Raw genomic sequence first — 15,402 nt, 5'->3', positions numbered from 1 at the left:
TCAGCGCCGCGCCGCGAGCAGGGCCTGCAGCAGCGCCGTGACGTCTTCGGGTGCGCCGACCCGGAACCCCGCCGCCGTGTCGCCGTCGCCCACCTTCACCCCGACGTCCCCCGGCTTCAGCCGGGCGAACGCCGTCTCGTCGGTGACGTCGTCGCCCACGAACAGCACCGCGTCGGCACCCAGCCGCCCGCGCAGGGTGTCGATCGCCGCGCCCTTGCTGACCTGGACCACCGCCATCTCCAGCACGGCTTTGCCCGCCGTCGCCTCGACGCCCGGCAGCTGCGCAGGCCCGGTGCGCACGGCGTCGAGCACCCGCTCGGCGACGAGCGGCTCCGCACCCCGCACGTGCACGACGATCCCGGCCGGCTTGCTCTCCAGCCGCACCCCCGGCTCGCCGTCGACGGCGTGCCGGACCGCGGCCGACAGCTCGTCCTTCAGAGCGCGTTGCGCGTCGGTGAGCTCGAGCGCGCCGTCGTCGAACTCCCCGCCGTGGCTGCCGACCAGTCGGACGGGAGCCACGAAGCCGGACACGGTCCGCAGGTCGTCCAGCGCCCGCCCGGACAGCATCGCCACCGTCGTGCCCGGCAGGTCCGCCAGCGCTCCGACCGCCGCTGCCGAACCGGGTAGCGGCCTCGACGTCGACGGGTCCTGCACGATCGGGGCCAGCACACCGTCGAAGTCGAGCGCGACCAGGAGCGTCGGAACCCGGGCCAGCTCCGCCAGTGCGGTCTCCAACGCCGTGTCGAGCGAGCGGGTCACGTCGGCAGGCCGAGGGCGTCGAGGAACGAGCGGGCCCACCGGTCGACGTCGTGGCGCTTGACGTGGCGGCGCAGGGTCTTCATCCGCCTGCGTGCCTCGTCGCGCGGCATCTCCAGCGCCTGCACCACGGCCGCCTTCACGCCGTTGATGTCGTGCGGGTTCACCAGCAGGGCGCTGGTCAGCTCGCGGGCGGCGCCGGTGAACTCCGAGAGCACCAGCACGCCCGCGTCGTCGTGGCGGGCGGCGATGTACTCCTTGGCGACGAGATTCATCCCGTCGCGCAGCGGGGTGACCAGCATGACGTCCGCGGCCAGGTAGAACGCCGTCAGCTCGTCGCGAGGTAGCGACTGGTGCAGGTAATGCACCGGAGGACGGCCGATCCGGCTGTAGTCGCCGTTGATCCTTCCCACCGTCTGCTCGATCTCGGCGCGCAGCCGGATGTAGTGCTCCACCCGCTCCCGGCTGGGTGTGGCGATCTGCAGGAACATGGTGTCGTCGGCCGAGACCCGCTCCTCGCCGAGCAGCTCCTCGAAGGCGCGCAGCCGAACGTCGATGCCCTTGGTGTAGTCGAGCCGGTCCACTCCGAGCAGGAGGTGGCGCGGGTCGCCCAGCTCCTGGCGGATCTCCGCGGCGCGCGCGACGACCTCGGGCTTGCGCGACAGGTCGTCCAACGCCTCGAAGTCGATGGAGATCGGAAAGGCGCCGAGCTTGACGGTGCGGCCGCGGTAGGCGACATGCCCGTGACCCGCCGCCGTGGCACCGGCGAGCTGAGTGGCGAGCTGCCGGAAGTTGCGGGCCCCACCGGGCGTGTGGAAGCCGACCAGGTCCGCGCCCAGGAGTCCGCGCACGATCTGCTCGCGCCACGGCAGCTGGAGGAACAGCTCGACCGGCGGGAAGGGGATGTGCAGGAAGAACCCGATCCGCAGATCGGGGCGGAGCTCGCGCAGCATGCCCGGCACCAGCTGGAGCTGGTAGTCCTGCACCCAGACGGTCGCGCCCTCGGCGGCGACCTCCGCCGCGGCGGCGGCGAACCGCTCGTTGACCTGAGCGTAGGCCTGCCACCAGTGCCGGTGGTACGACGGCGGGGCGACGACGTCGTGGTAGAGGGGCCAGAGCGTGTCGTTGGAGAAGCCTTCGTAGTAGTTCTCGACGTCGTCGGTCGACAGGGTCACGGGGTGCAGCTGCAGCCCGTCGTCCTCGAAGGGCTCCGCCTCGGCGTCGGCCAGGCCCGGCCAGCCCACCCAGGCGCCCTGGCGGGTGCGCAGGATCGGCTCCAGCGCCGTCACCAGCCCGCCGGGGCTGCGCTTCCAGTTGTCCGAGCCGTCCGGCGCCCGCTCCAGGTCCACGGGCAACCTGTTGGCCACCACGACGAACTCGGCCTTTCCGTGCCCCGTCACGACCTGCCCCCGCTCTGCGGCTCAGTGAGGTCGCTGAGCCTAACGCCTGTCCCGTCAATCAGCGCCTGTGCCGGAGCAAGGCGGAGATCGACAGGAACATTAGTTCCGCGTGCCCGGCGGTGCCGGATCTGCCGGGGAGAGCGGAGTCGCCTGAGGCCGGGTGAGGTACTGACCGAGCGTGACGCCTGCCGCCAGTGCCAGCCCGATCGCCAGCGCCAGGGTGATCGTGACCAGGCCGTCCGTGAGACCTTCGACCGACAGTTCGTAGAAGCCGCGGTAGGCGGTCAGTCCCGGCAGCAGCGGGCTGATCCCGGCCAGCGTCACCACCAACGGTGGAACCTTCCCCCACGGCACGCGCCCGGCCCGGCGGAGCAGACCCGCGGCCAGGCCGACGACCGTCGCGGCCACGCCCGCAGCCGCCACCGGTCCCGCTCCGTACGCGGTGAGCAGCACGTAGGTGCCGCGTCCCGCTCCACCCGCGAGCGCGGCGAACAGCAGCGCGAGCAGTGGCGAGTAGCCGTTGAGCGCGTAGAAGGCGGACGCCAGTGCAGCGCCGCCGATCGTCGCCGCAATCCGTGCCCCGCTCTGTGGCAGCTCGGCGGCGACGTCGAGGGTCACCCCTGCCCGCTGCGCGACCTTCAGGCCCAGGACCACCCCGGTGAGCAGCCCCGCCGACAGCACCCCGATCTCCGCGGCCCGGCCGGCGGCCGTCACGTTGTAGCCGCTGATCGCGTCCTGCACGGTGCCCACCACCGCGAATCCGGACAGCAGCACGGTGATGCCGGCCGCCACCACCAGCTCCGGCTGCGTCCCCTCCGGCAGCACGCCGATCGTGAACAGGGCCGCGGTGGCGCCGGTCGCCAGGAACCCGCCCATCACCTGCCGGAAGAACGCCGGCAGCCGCTGCCGGGCGAAGAACCGTCCGGTGACGTCGATGACCGCGGTGATGCCGGCGGCCGAAAGCACCGCGACGGCCGGTGCGCCCAGCACCAGTGCGAGCGCTCCCGCCAGCCCGGCGGCGCCGGTCGTCGCCACCCAGCGCGGGTAGGGGTGCGTGGCCGTCACCGCCGCGTCGAGCGCAGCCGCCGACGGTCGCAGCCCCCGCCCGCGCTCGATCTGTTCCACCAGCTGGTACACCCTGGCCAGCAGGGTCAGGTCCAGCCCGCGGTGGGTGACCAGGCGCATCGAGGTGATCGGCGTCGCCGCCATACCGCGGTGGCAGCAGATCGTGACGGCGGTGAACGTGATGTCGACGTCGACCGCGGAGAGCCCGAAGGCGTTGGCCACCCGCAGCATCGTCTCGGTCGTTTCACCCGATCCCTCGCCGCTGGAGAGCAGTACCTCCCCGATCCGGATGCACAGGTCGATGACCTGCTGCACGTGCCGGTCGTCCGGCACCTCGGGCCCGATCGGGTGGAGGAGCTCCGCCGTCGGCGGACCTGGCGTGAGCAGCTTGCGTGCGGGCCGGCGGACCGCCGACCGCAGTCGTCGGCGGAGACGCGAGGCGTTCACGCCCCGCAGCGTAGGTGCCCGGTCTCCTTGCCGCGGAGAGATCCGACGACAGCATGAGTCACGGGGAAGGGCGACAATGTGATCGACAACGTGATCGACAACGTGATCGACAACGTGATCGACAACGTGATCGACAACGTGATCGACAGCGTGGAGCCCGAAAGCCCGGCGGCCGCCCGGAACAGCGTCCGAAGGTCGTGGCGGTTCGCCCTGACCTGTCTCGGGGCTGTGCTCGCTGGAGCAGGGTGCGCCGGTCGACGCCCGCGACGGCCAGGGAGCGACCGCCCTGGTCCGAGCCGCCTACGGCAACCACCTCGACGCCGCGGCCCTGCTCGTGCAGGCCGGAGGCGACGTCGACCTCGCGGACGACTCCCGGCAGAGCGCCTATCTGATCGCGACCAGCGAGGCCGGCGACGATCCGCGGCTGCTCGAACTCACCCTGGCCGCCGGCGCCGACATCAACGCCAAGGACAGCTACGACGGCACCGGCCTGATCCGGGCCGCCGAACGTGCGCACGTGACGATCGTCGAGAGGCTGCTGCAGGCGGGCATCGACCGCGACCACATCAGCCGTCTGGGCTACACGGCTCTGCACGAGGCCGTCGTCTTCGGCGAGGGCGGACCGGCCGACCAGGCGACCGTGGCAGCCCTGGTCGCGGGCGGAGTCGATCTCGACATCCCGGACGGTGGCGGGGAAACCGCGCTCGCTCACGCCGAACGCGGTGGCCAGCGCGAGGTCGCGTCGATCCTGCGCGCGGCCGGGGCCGGTGGCTGAGCGCATCCGCGACGAGCACGGTTCATCCGGAAGAGGGTTTTCGGGCGATCCCCGACGGGGACTTCATGGCACCGCGGGTGATCAGTAGATCGGGGTGGCAGCGATGCAGATGACGCACAGCTCCTTGACCATCCAGGAGGCCGCCGAGAACCCCCTGCCGGGTAAGTCGCCCGAGGATCTCGACATGCACATCGCCAGCCACCTGGCCGCCGGTTGGGAGATGGCGTTCTACGCCGTCCACACCACGAGCAGCGGGATCCGGCACCACTTCATCTGGCGCGGCCCGGCGGACGGGTCACCGTATCCGGTAGGAGGCGTAGCGGATCCCGGCCAGCCCCTGCCCTGACCAGGTCTAGGATCAACCTCGCCGGCCGGTGTAGCTCAGTTGGTAGAGCAACCGCCTTGTAAGCGGTAGGTCGTCGGTTCGAGTCCGACCCCCGGCTCTGTATCGATTTGAGTTTCGGCATCGGCGGCTGCGGAGTTGCAGCAACTGCTGCTGGCGACCGAGGACGTCGGTGCTTTCCTGGACGAACTGGCCACGCTTGCGGCCACGGTGCTTCCGGGGGACCTGTTCTGTGGGATCACTTTGCGCCGTGATCACCGAGCGATGACCGTGGTCAGTAGCGACATCCGCGCCAGCCAGGTCGATGAGATCCAATACGGCCACCATGAGGGACCGTGCCTGCACGCCCTGAGCACTGGCGAGATGGTCGTCGTCGACGACCTCGCCGACGACGACCGGTGGGCCGGCCACCCGGCTACCGGCGTTGGGCCACGGGGTTCGCTCGTCGTTGTCGTTGCCCTTGCGCGCCGGCGGCCGGGTGCTCGGCGCACTCAACATCTACTCGCTGCACCCTCGGGCATTCGGGACCCAGGAGCAGCTTGTCGCCGGCCGGTTCGCCGACGAGGCGTCCCGCGCGCTGGAACTGGCGATGCGGCTGGCGGAGCGCACCGAGATGTCCGAGCACCTGCAGATCGCGCTTGCTTCCCGTGCGGTGATCGACCAGGCCTTGGGGATCTTCATGGGTCAGAACAAGTGCGGCGCCGACGACGCGTTCGACATGTTGCGGAGCATCTCGCAGAACCGCAACGTCAAGCTTCATGACATCGCCGCCGAGATCATCACGGCAGTCGCCGGTCGACCACCGTCCGGCGAGGCCCGCTTCCTCTGACCCGCCGGCCATCACCCGACCGCGAAACCGCCGGAGTGCGGATGAACCGCTTCTTGGGGCGGTGGCCACTCCTCAGAGGCTGTCGAGGGTCGATGCCGCGGTGAGGTTGTGGGTGGTGATGGATGGCGCCGCGACGGTCGGGCGGATCGGCGCCACGAATCGGGATCGAGTTCACGGCCGAGTGCGTGGGCGGCGAGGGTGAGGGTCGGGGCGACCTCGCCCAGCGTGTGGGGGGTGAGTGCGTCGACCTGCACCTCGATCGCAGCGATCGCGACGTTGCCGGGGCCGAGAACGGGCACGGCGACGGCGCAGGTCTGCGGGTCGAGCTCGCCGTGGTCGGTGGCGTAACCGTGGTGGCGGGTCTCGGCAAGAGCGCGGCGGAGTCGATCGGGTCGGGTCACCGTACGCGGTGTGTAGCCGGGCAGACGGGAAGCGAGTGCCGTCCGTGTGACGTCGGGGGGCGCGAAGGCCAGCAGTGCCTTCCCGAGAGCGGTGGCGTGCGCGGGTAGCCGGGCCGAAACGGAGAACGCCGTCACCGGACTGTGGCCCGGCATCTTCTCGATGTAGGCCACCTGCAGGTCGTCGAGTACTCCGAGCCGGGTGAGCCGGCGCAGCGCGTTTGCGACGTCGTCCACGACGAACGGGGCCCGCTCGGGCAGCGTGGGTAGTGCGGGTAGCCGGGGTGTGTCAGCTGCCAGCTGCTGAAGCACCGACCCCGCCCGGAACCGGCCGTCGCCGTTTCGCTCGAGCAGGCCGCGGTTCACCAGTTCGCCGGTCAGGCGATGCGCGGTTGACATCGGCAGCCCGGTGCAGCGGGCCAGCTCGGCCAGCCCGTGTCCGCTGCCGCTGTTGAAACAGGTCAGTATGGCGGCGATCTTGCTCGTGACCGACCGGCCTGGATCTGCCGTGTTGCCTGCCATGTGGTCTCCGCCATCCTCGAGGCTCGGTTGCCGTGAGCCCGACGGCGTGCGCGCAGGATGTACGACGGCGCAGCCAGCCCTTGGACATACGGGGGAGGTGGCCGCACTGCGGGACCGCACGTGACGTTACGGCAGGGATCCGCTCCCGGCTAGACCGTATGGGGGCAGACCCCTCTTGCTGATCCCGGTGTCGGCGCCCAACGCTTTGACCAGATCGTCGACCTTCCGCGTCGAGACGCCGTGCAGGTAGGCCTCCATCACCACCGCGAACAGGGCCGGGTGCGGTGACCGTTGCGCTGCGGTCCGCTCCTCGCTGCGCCGATGCAGGCCGGCGCCGATGGTCTCGGTGAGCTCGCCCTCTCACGCGGTGGCCTCTTCTATGTGCTCACTACGCCGATCCCGCGTTCCCGATGCGGTTCGCCCGGCTGCGTGAAGCGGTAGGCCGTCGGTTCGAGTCCGACCCCCGGCTCCATGCTCGACCGGCGCGAGTGCGCTGCAGGCCCGCCAGTGACCGGTCCGCTGACCGTGCAGCCCCGGCATCTACGATCGCCGACCATGCGTACCGTCGGCAAGATCACGATGATTGTGGCGGTGGCCGCCGGCCTGGCGTCCTGTTCCTCCCCGGCGAAGGACGCCCCGACCGCGGCGGCGAGCAGCCCGACACCCGCGGCGACGGCGACGGTGGCCGACCTCCCGGCGTGCACCGCGGACGACATCACCGTGACCGGCGCTCCCGGCAGCAAGCCGACGATCTCCGTCCCGGACACCTGCTCACCGCCGAAGCAGCTGCTCAGCAAGGACCTCGTGGTGGGTACCGGCCCCGAGGTGACGACGGGCGTCACGATGCAGACGCACTACGACCTGGTCACCTGGTCGGACAAGCAGGAGCTCGACTCGTCGTGGTCGCGCGGCGAGCCTTTCCCGCTGGAGAACGTCGGCAACGCCCAGGTCATCGACGGGTGGAACGAGGGCCTCATCGGTATGAAGGAGGGCGGCCGCCGGCTGCTGGTCGTCCCGGCGGACAAGGGCTACGGCCAGGGCGGCAACGGCATCAGACCCGGCGAGACCCTGGTCTTCGTCGTGGACGCGGTGAAGGTCACTTCCTGACCGACCGGGCCCGACCGACTGCCCCCTCCCGAGGACCTCGCCCCGGTCAGCGGCGGTATTTCCGCTCGTCCCCGTAGACGAACTCCACGAATCCCTTCGCGTAGCTGCACGGTGACCCGTCCCAGTTGCCACCCGTGGGATCGACGCCGTCCACGCGTTGACGGCCCTGCTGATCCTCGACCACGATCCACGCCGCGACCGGGTTGTAGGTGGTCTCGTCGCCATGCTGATAGGCGGCGTAGTAACCGACCGCGGAATCATCTGGACGACCCTGTCGCCATTTCTCATCGTCATCTCCTGATCTTCATCGAGCCGCCTACCGGCACGGCGGTGGATACTGCGTCCACTGCGGAGGAAATGCCCCAGGTCACACCACCGTATGCCAACGGTCCGGCGGTCCGGGCCTCGTGCCGCAGACCGCTCCGGCGCCACGCTGAGGCCGACCGGACCCGACCGGGCCGGCGACCTCGTTCGGACGAAACGATCTGCTTCGTGGACCTGCCGGGTGTAGGGTGTGGAGTGTCGGGGGCATGTTGCACCGGGGCGGCAACGGCCCAGGTCGTCCTCGTTGAAACCTCAGGTCGGGCGGCCCGCCGTTCGAAGACCGGAGCCCGACATGACGTCGGCGTCCAGGACCACTCCCGACCTCCGACGGCCGAGCCCCCGCCGTGTCAAGTCTGATTCCGCTGGCGGCGCGAAAGAGCAGTAGCCGTCTCCTCGTGAGGTATATCGCACCAGTTCGGGCTGCGGTGTATCGATTCAGAAAAAGGGGTACCACCATGGCAGTAGAAACTGTTTACGTATCGCACTACGACCGGCGCATCCGCCTCGTCGCTGATGCACTCACGCAGAATTCCAAGCTCGCCGACGAGGCAGCGGTCGAGCTGGCCAAGCACGTTCTCAACGCTCTGGACCACATCCCGGAGAAGGTCCGGTAGTTCACCGGGGTTCGTCGACTGCTCCACCGCACCATCCGCAGACGTCAGGAGACCTTGTCCGTGCCGATCAGTACCGTCCACCAACCCGCGCATCCAGGCCGCACCGTTACGGCACCTCGACCACGACCGACCGCGATCGGCATGGTCAGCACGTACCCGCCGACGCAGTGCGGCCTGGCGACGTTCAGCGCCGCTCTCATCGAGCACCTGCACCTCTCGCCGAAGGTGTCGCTCGGAGTGGTGCAGGTGGTCGACGAGGTCGAGCCGCGGCCCGGTCCTGACGTGGTGGCGCAGTTGGTGAACGGTTCCTCGGACAGTGCTGGTGCTGCCGTCCGTCGTCTCAACGGCTTCGACGCCGTGGTCGTCCAGCACGAGTACGGCATCTACGGCGGCCCGGACGGCATCGACGTCCTGGACGTCGTCGACGCGTTGACGGTTCCGGCGATCGTCGTGATGCACACGGTCCTGCAGGACCCGACCGATCGGCAGCGCCACATCCTCCTGCGCCTGCTCGCCACGGCCGACGTCGTCGTGACCCTGACGCAGACGGCCCGGAGGCGGCTGATCGCGACCTACGGAGCCGACCCGGCGCAGCTCGTGGTGATTCCGCACGGCGCGGTCGACCACGGGCCCCCGTCCACGGTCGAGCGCGACGCCGACGCCCGCCCGCTCGTCCTGACCTGGGGCCTCATCGGGCCGGGTAAGGGCATCGAGTGGGCGATCGACGCGATGGCGGGGCTGCGTGACCTGGAGCCGCGCTACCTGGTGATGGGACGGAGCCATCCCAAGGTCGTCCAGGCCCACGGCGAGGTCTATCGCAACGGCCTCGTGCAGCGTGCCCGGGACGCGGGTGTGCACGACATCGTCGAGCTCGACGACCGCTACCTCAGCGTCGCCGAGCTGGCCGAGCTGGTGCGGCAGGCCGACGTGGTGCTGCTGCCCTACGACTCCCGGGAGCAGGTGACCTCCGGGGTGCTCATCGAGGCGGTAGCGGCCGGGCGTCCGGTTGTCTCCACCGCCTTCCCGCACGCGATCGAGCTGCTGGCCGACGGCACCGGGATCCTGGTGCCACAGCGCGACCCCGCGGCGCTGGAGGCGGCCCTGCGCAGGGTGCTCAGCGAGCCCGGACTCGCCGACGAGCTGGCCGAGCAGGCCGCGCAGAAGGCGCCCGAGCTGCTGTGGGCGGCGGTGGCCGACCGCTACCGCGTGATCGCGACGGCCGCGATCACAGCCGGCATGGCGGAGGCCTCGTGATGGAGCTCGTGCGCGAACCGCAGGTGCCGCGCGTCGAGATTCCCACCCCGATCTACGGCCACCTGCGCAGGCTCACCGACGCGGGCGGGTTGTACGAGCACGCGGAGGGCACGACCCCGCGGCCCGAGCACGGCTACTGCCTGGACGACGTGGCGCGGGCGCTGGTGGTCGTCTGCCGCGAACCGGCGGCCGCCGAGCTGGACGACCTCCGCGAGCAGTACCTGATGTTCGTCCTGACGGCGCAGGAGCCCGACGGCCGGTTCCACAATCGCCGTCAGGGCGATCTGACCTGGTCGGACACGGCGTCCCTCGAGGACTGTTGGGGCCGCGCGCTGTGGGGTCTCGGTACCGCCGTCGCGCGGGTGCCGCACCTGCGCGACCGGGCGCTGGCCGGGTTCGATCTCGGCTCCATGCAACGCTCGTCACATCCACGCGCGATGGCCTTCGCTGCGCTCGGGGCCGCGGAAGTGCTCGCTGTGCTGCCTGAGCACCGCCAGGCGCGCGCGCTGATGACCGCGGTCGCGATCGCGGTCGGTCGGCCCGCCGCCGACGAGGCGTGGCCGTGGCCCCAGCCGCGGCTGACCTATGCCAACGCGGCCCTGCCCGAGGCCTTGCTCGCCGCGGGCGTCGCGCTGGATTCGCCCTCCCTCGTCGCGGACGGTCTCGGCCTGCTGGGCTGGCTGCTCGACGCGCAGATCCACGAGGGACACCTGTCGGTGGTGCCTGTCGGGGGTCGCGGTCCGGGGGAGTCACCGTCCGCCTTCGACCAGCAGCCGATCGAGGTGGCGGCGCTCGCCGACGCCTGTGCGCGGGCGCACCGGATCGAGGGTGGGCGGCGCTGGGCCGAGGGGGTCGAGCTCGCTGCGGCGTGGTTCGCCGGCATCAACGACTCCGACACCCCGATGCACGACCCGGCCGGCGGCGGCGGCTTCGACGGGCTGATGCGCGGCGGCCGCAACGAGAACCAGGGCGCGGAGTCGACGCTGGCGCTGCTCTCGACGCTGCAGCAGTCCCGGTCCATCGCGCTGGACGCCCGCCGGACCGTCCGGCGCTCGATGAGGAGCGTCGGATGAAGGCCTGCGTCACCCGCAGCCACGTCGCTCTGACGGCGGACCCGGCGCGGGTCCTGGCGCGGCTGTTCGTCCCCGGGCAGGAGCTCTCGCACGACAGCCGGTCCCGGGCTTCCGGAGTCCTGGGGCGGATCCTCGCGCTGCCCGAGGACGAGGTCGGTGCGGTCCTGAGCCGGGTGCGTGACCGCTACCTCAAGAGGCACCGCGACCTGCCGGGTGTGCTGACGGCCAACTACGAGCGGATCGCCCACCGGGTACCGGACGACGTCGTGCTGTCCGACGCGCGCCGCAGCCTCGTCGGTGCCTGGTTCACCCACGAGTACTCGGTCGAGGCAGCGGCCCTCTTCAATCCGTCGGCCGTGGCCCATCCCGACCAGACGGGCCTGGAGCCGGGCTGGACCCGGTTCGTGCTGAGCCTGCGTGCGGTCGGTGAGGGGCACCTGTCGTCCGTCGAGTTCCGTTCGGGGGTCGTGGGACCGGCGGGGGAGCTGAGCATCGACGAACCCGGCCCCCACATCGAGCGCGGCCGGACGCTGCCCACCTGGTACGACCGCGGGGCGTTCGCGGCGGCGCTGGCCGGTCAGGACATCGATCGCGAGTCGGCTGCCTTCGTCATCGCCCGGCTCGCACCGCGGTTCCACGACGCCGAGCTCGAGGCGGTGCTCGCCGACCTCGCCGGGGAACGACTCACCCGTCCCACCGCGGCCCGGACCGCCGACCTGGCGCGACGCATCGCCGCGTGCAGCTACGAGGTCGAGTTCCCGCCGGAGACGGCACTCGCGGAACGCGTGCTGTGGCCGGAGAGCCCGAGCGAGTCGCACGGGATCGAGGACGCCCGCTTCGTGGGCGTCGACGACGACGGCGTCTACCGCGCGACCTACACCGCGTTCGACGGGTCGTCGATCGCCCCACAACTGATCGAGACCAGCGACTTCCGCCGTTTCCGCATCTCCCAGCTCGCCGGGCCGGCCGCGCGGAACAAGGGCATGGCCCTGTTCCCACGTCGTGTCGGCGGCCGGTACGTCGCCCTGTCGCGGTGGGACCGGGAGAACAACGCCATCGCCACGTCCGTCGACGGGGTCTGGTGGGGCGACGCCCGCACGTTGCAGACGCCGAGCCGTCCGTGGGAGCTGCTCCAGCTCGGCAACTGCGGATCGCCGATCGAGACCGAGGCCGGCTGGATCGTCCTGACGCACGGGGTCGGGCCGATGCGCGAGTACGCCATCGGCGCGCTGCTGCTGGACCTGGACGACCCGAGCCGCGTCATCGGCGCGCTGCGCGACCCGCTCGTGGAGCCCGCCGACGACGAGCGCGACGGCTACGTCCCCAACGTCGTCTACTCCTGCGGTGCTCTGCGGCACGGCGACCAGCTGCTGCTGCCCTACGGGGCCAGCGACGCGTCGGTCCGCTTCGCCTTCGTCGACATCCCGCTGCTCGTCGAGCGGTTGACGGCCGACGGACCGCCGGACGCGATGCGGGAGAACAGTTCCGCGTAGTCCGCCACCATCCGCGTCGCCGTGAAGCGCTCCTCGACGTCGTCCCGGCAGTCCTGCCGCGACAGGGAGCCGACACGACCGACCGCCTCGACCGCGGCGTCGACATCGTCGACGAGGAAGCCGGTGCGGCCGGGGCGGATGATCTCGGGCATCGACCCGAGCGGGAACGCGATCACCGGTGTCCCGGTGGCCAGCGACTCGACGACCGAGAGCCCGAACGGCTCGGCGAAACCGATCAGGTGCAGCAACGCCAGCGCGCCGCCGAGCAGCTCGTCGCGCTCCGCCGGGCCGACCGGCCCCAGGTACGTCACGCCGGGCGTCCCGAGGTGTGGTTCGACGAGCTCCCGGAAGTAGTCGCGGTCCTGGATGATCCCGGCGATGACCAGCGGCAACCCTGCTCGCCGAGCCACCTCGACGGCCCGATGGGTCCCCTTGTCGGGATGGATGCGGCCGAGGAACAGCAGGTACTCCCCGCGCTGATCGCGGAAGGTGAAGGGGGAGAGGTCGATGCCGTGGTGGATCGTCGCGTCGTAGGTCAGGTCCGGATGACGGTCCGCGTCGCTGATCGCGACGTAGTGCGCGATGTCGTCGTACGCCCGGTAGACCGGGACGATCCGCTCGGACGAGAAGCCGTGGATGGTCGTCACGACCGGCGTCGACACCAGCCGGCTGTAGGTGAGCGGCAGGAAGTCGAACTGGTTGCTCAGCACATCGAACCCGCCGGCCCGCTCGAACGCCGCCGCGTTGTGCAGGCCCTCGTAGACCTTGACGTCGTAGCCGCCCGGATCCTCCTCGTAGCCACGCGGGGCCTCGGCGTGCAGCCGCCCCGCCGTGCGGGAATCGGCGGTGGCGAACAGCGTGACATCGTGGCCGAGGGCGACCAGTCCCTCCGCGAGGGTGGACGCCACCTGCTCCCACGGCCCGTAGTCGCGCGGCGGAGTGCGGTGCGCGATGGAGGCGAGGACGCCGATGCGGAGGCGGGACGTTCCTTGTGCGTGGGCCCGTGTCGTCACAGCTCGATCCTCGACCCCATCACCACGGTCCGGTCGACGGGCAGGTGGAAGTAGACGGCGGGGTTGGCGGCGTTGTGCGACAGCCCGATGAACAGGCCCTTGCGCCAGGCGCTCATGCCCGGCTCGCGGCCGCGCTCGATCGTGATGCGCGAGAGGAAGTAGGACGCTGTCCCCGGTGGGTGGTCCAGCTCGGGAGCGAAGTCGTGGGCCTGGCGCAGGACGGCCGGGATGTCGGGGTCGTCCTGGAAGCCGAACCGGACGGACAGGTGGAGGATGCCGTCACCGGCATGCCCGAGCTCGTCGACGGTGATGCGCTCGTGGGCGGGGACGTGCGGCACGTTCGCCGAGTGGACCGAGACGATCACGACCTGCTCGTGCAGGACGCGGTTGAACTCGACGTTCGCCCGCAGCGCGAGCGGCGCGGTCAGCTTCGTGGGGTGCGGGAAGACCGCGAGACCCGGGACGCGCGTGAGCTGCAGATGGTGCAGCTTGTCGACGAACTCGGGCAGTGACCCCTCCCGGTCGACGCGGCGCGCGGTGATGACGCGGCGTCCGCGTTGCCAGGTGGTCATGAGGGTGACCATGACCGCGGCGATCGTCAGGGGGAGCCAGCCGCCACTGACGATCTTGACGAGGTTGGCGCCGAGGTAGGTCAGCTCGAGGCCGCCCAGCACGACCGCGACCAGTGCGAGCTTCCACCGCGCCCAGTGCCATGCCGTCGCGGCGTAGGTGAGGAACAGGCTCGTGGTCAGCAGCAAGGTGCCCGTGACCGCGAGGCCGTAGGCGGTGGCCAGGCGCTGCGACGACCCGAAGACCGCGATGAGCACCAGGACGCCGGCGAACAGCAGCCAGTTCACGACCGGTATGTAGATCTGGCCGCTCTCCCGTGAGGAGGTGTGCCGGACGGTCAGCTGGGGCAGGTACCCCAGCCGGACCGCCTGCCACGACATCGAGAACGCCCCCGAGATCACGGCCTGCGAGGCGATCACGGTCGCGCACGTCGCCAGGACGACGAGCGGCAGCCGCGCCCAGCCGGGGGCGAGCAGGTAGAACGGGTTGGCGACCGCGGCGGGGTCGTTCAGGATCAGCGCGGCCTGGCCCAGGTAGTTGAGGATCAGCGCCGGGAACGCGACGGCGAACCACGCGACCCGGATGGGCAGCTTGCCGAAATGCCCCATGTCGGCGTAGAGCGCTTCCGCTCCCGTGATCACGAGGACGATCGCGCCCATCGCGATGAACGCCGTGTAGGGGTGGTCGCCGATGAACGACACGACGTAGGTGGGCGACAGGCCGCGCAGCACGTCGGGATGCGCGACGATCTGCGGGATACCGAGCACGGCGATCGTGAGGAACCACAGCACCATCACCGGCCCGAACACTCTGCCCACCTGGTGCGTGCCCCAGCGCTGCACGACGAACAGCAGCGTGAGGATGGCGACGCCGCACGGCAGGACGGCGTCGGCCAGCCCGGGGTCGACGATCTCCAGGCCCTCGACGGCCGACAGCACGGAGATCGCGGGCGTGATCAGCGAGTCGCCGTAGAACAGCGACGCCCCGAGCACCCCCAGGCCCAGCGCGATGCCGGCCTGGCGCGGCGAGATGCGCGAGAGCACGGTGTGCACCAGCGCGGCGAGGGCCATGATGCCGCCCTCGCCGTCGTTGTCGGCGCGCAGGACGAGCGAGACGTACTTGACCGTCACCACGAGCGTGACCGACCAGAAGATGAGCGAGACGACGCCGTAGACGTCGGCAGGCGACGGGCTCACGGAGTTGTGGTCGATCGAGAACACCGTCTGGACGGCGTAGAGCGGGCTGGTGCCGATGTCGCCGAACACGACGCCGAGCGCGCCCAGCGCCAGCCCGAACAGCGGGCCGCGGGAGGTCGGACGGTCGTCCTGCGCACCGTCCGGGGCTGCCGGGGCGGCGCCGGAGTCCGTCGGGTTGGCGGCGGGCGGTGAGCCGTCGATCACAGAGACAGTCTGCTCCGTC

15 protein-coding genes, 1 tRNA gene and 2 pseudogenes are annotated in these 15,402 nt (G+C 70.9%); 11 read left to right on the top strand and 7 right to left on the bottom strand.

Going from position 1 to position 15,402, the window contains the following annotated elements; translation table 11 throughout:
• The 3 genes from otsB to RM445_RS00360 form a co-directional block, all read right to left on the bottom strand.
• Complete coding sequence (gene otsB / locus RM445_RS00370; RefSeq protein ID WP_311553875.1) at positions 1-759, bottom strand: trehalose-phosphatase; 759 nt, start codon at positions 757-759, stop codon at positions 1-3.
• Complete coding sequence (locus RM445_RS00365) at positions 756-2,156, bottom strand: alpha,alpha-trehalose-phosphate synthase (UDP-forming) (protein ID WP_311553874.1); 1,401 nt, start codon at positions 2,154-2,156, stop codon at positions 756-758. The genes otsB and RM445_RS00365 overlap by 4 nt, the downstream gene beginning before the upstream one ends.
• Before the next feature lie 99 nt (positions 2,157-2,255).
• The gene (locus tag RM445_RS00360; protein WP_311553873.1) at positions 2,256-3,668 is read right to left on the bottom strand and encodes a threonine/serine exporter family protein; all 1,413 of its coding nucleotides are present in this window, start codon (positions 3,666-3,668) and stop codon (positions 2,256-2,258) included.
• 226 nt (positions 3,669-3,894) lie between these two features.
• Between RM445_RS00360 and RM445_RS00355 the strand changes: the two genes are divergently transcribed.
• The 5 genes and pseudogenes from RM445_RS00355 to RM445_RS00340 all read left to right on the top strand — a co-directional run bounded on the left by RM445_RS00355 (position 3,895) and on the right by RM445_RS00340 (position 5,615).
• Entirely contained in the window at positions 3,895-4,443 is a 549-nt protein-coding gene (locus tag RM445_RS00355) for an ankyrin repeat domain-containing protein (RefSeq protein WP_397469207.1), read from the top strand.
• Positions 4,444-4,546: 103 nt separating this feature from the next.
• Positions 4,547-4,789 (top strand): hypothetical protein, encoded by a 243-nt coding sequence (locus RM445_RS00350; protein WP_311553871.1) that lies wholly within the window; start codon positions 4,547-4,549, stop codon positions 4,787-4,789.
• 24 nt (positions 4,790-4,813) lie between these two features.
• Positions 4,814-4,886: transfer RNA gene (locus RM445_RS00345), tRNA-Thr, on the top strand.
• A 110-nt stretch (positions 4,887-4,996) separates the two neighbouring features.
• Positions 4,997-5,176: pseudogene (locus RM445_RS32240) on the top strand (transcriptional regulator); the annotation flags it as partial.
• A gap of 34 nt (positions 5,177-5,210) precedes the next feature.
• A complete protein-coding gene (locus tag RM445_RS00340) occupies positions 5,211-5,615 on the top strand; it encodes a GAF and ANTAR domain-containing protein (protein WP_397469190.1) in 405 nt (134 codons plus the stop codon).
• A gap of 11 nt (positions 5,616-5,626) precedes the next feature.
• On the opposite strand, the gene RM445_RS00335 is transcribed toward RM445_RS00340, so the two are convergent.
• Positions 5,627-6,535 carry an IclR family transcriptional regulator gene (locus tag RM445_RS00335; protein WP_311553870.1) on the bottom strand — a complete coding sequence of 303 codons (909 nt, stop codon included), beginning with the start codon at positions 6,533-6,535 and terminating at the stop codon, positions 5,627-5,629.
• A gap of 174 nt (positions 6,536-6,709) precedes the next feature.
• Positions 6,710-6,811: pseudogene (locus RM445_RS00330) on the bottom strand (transposase); the annotation flags it as partial.
• A gap of 279 nt (positions 6,812-7,090) precedes the next feature.
• On the opposite strand from RM445_RS00330, the gene RM445_RS00325 reads away from it, so the two are divergent.
• The 6 genes from RM445_RS00325 (at position 7,091) to RM445_RS00300 (ending at position 12,400) form a co-directional block, all read left to right on the top strand.
• Positions 7,091-7,642 carry an FKBP-type peptidyl-prolyl cis-trans isomerase gene (locus RM445_RS00325; RefSeq protein ID WP_311553869.1) on the top strand — a complete coding sequence of 184 codons (552 nt, stop codon included), beginning with the start codon at positions 7,091-7,093 and terminating at the stop codon, positions 7,640-7,642.
• Positions 7,643-7,799: 157 nt separating this feature from the next.
• Positions 7,800-7,943 carry a hypothetical protein gene (locus RM445_RS00320; protein ID WP_311553867.1) on the top strand — a complete coding sequence of 48 codons (144 nt, stop codon included), beginning with the start codon at positions 7,800-7,802 and terminating at the stop codon, positions 7,941-7,943.
• A 478-nt stretch (positions 7,944-8,421) separates the two neighbouring features.
• Positions 8,422-8,580, top strand: coding sequence for a DUF6307 family protein (locus RM445_RS00315; RefSeq protein WP_311553866.1), 159 nt, complete (start codon positions 8,422-8,424; stop codon positions 8,578-8,580).
• Positions 8,581-8,721: 141 nt separating this feature from the next.
• Positions 8,722-9,834 carry a glycosyltransferase gene (locus RM445_RS00310; protein ID WP_311553865.1) on the top strand — a complete coding sequence of 371 codons (1,113 nt, stop codon included), beginning with the start codon at positions 8,722-8,724 and terminating at the stop codon, positions 9,832-9,834.
• Positions 9,831-10,907, top strand: coding sequence for a hypothetical protein (locus RM445_RS00305; protein WP_311553864.1), 1,077 nt, complete (start codon positions 9,831-9,833; stop codon positions 10,905-10,907). The genes RM445_RS00310 and RM445_RS00305 overlap by 4 nt, the downstream gene beginning before the upstream one ends.
• Positions 10,904-12,400, top strand: a complete 1,497-nt coding sequence (locus RM445_RS00300) for a glycoside hydrolase family 130 protein (RefSeq protein WP_311553863.1) — start codon at positions 10,904-10,906, stop codon at positions 12,398-12,400. Before RM445_RS00305 ends, RM445_RS00300 begins: the two co-directional genes overlap by 4 nt.
• On the opposite strand, the gene RM445_RS00295 is transcribed toward RM445_RS00300, so the two are convergent.
• Positions 12,286-13,413, bottom strand: a complete 1,128-nt coding sequence (locus RM445_RS00295; protein WP_311553862.1) for a glycosyltransferase family 4 protein — start codon at positions 13,411-13,413, stop codon at positions 12,286-12,288. The genes RM445_RS00300 and RM445_RS00295 overlap by 115 nt on opposite strands.
• Entirely contained in the window at positions 13,410-15,383 is a 1,974-nt protein-coding gene (locus tag RM445_RS00290) for a potassium transporter Kup (protein WP_311553861.1), read from the bottom strand. Before RM445_RS00290 ends, RM445_RS00295 begins: the two co-directional genes overlap by 4 nt.
• Positions 15,384-15,402: the final 19 nt, after the last annotated feature.

It is taken from the genome of Pseudonocardia charpentierae (assembly GCF_031845345.1).
GTDB lineage: Bacteria > Actinomycetota > Actinomycetes > Mycobacteriales > Pseudonocardiaceae > Pseudonocardia > Pseudonocardia charpentierae.
The sequence above is the reverse complement of the archived record's forward strand: the minus strand, read 5'-3'. Positions and strand labels throughout refer to the sequence as shown.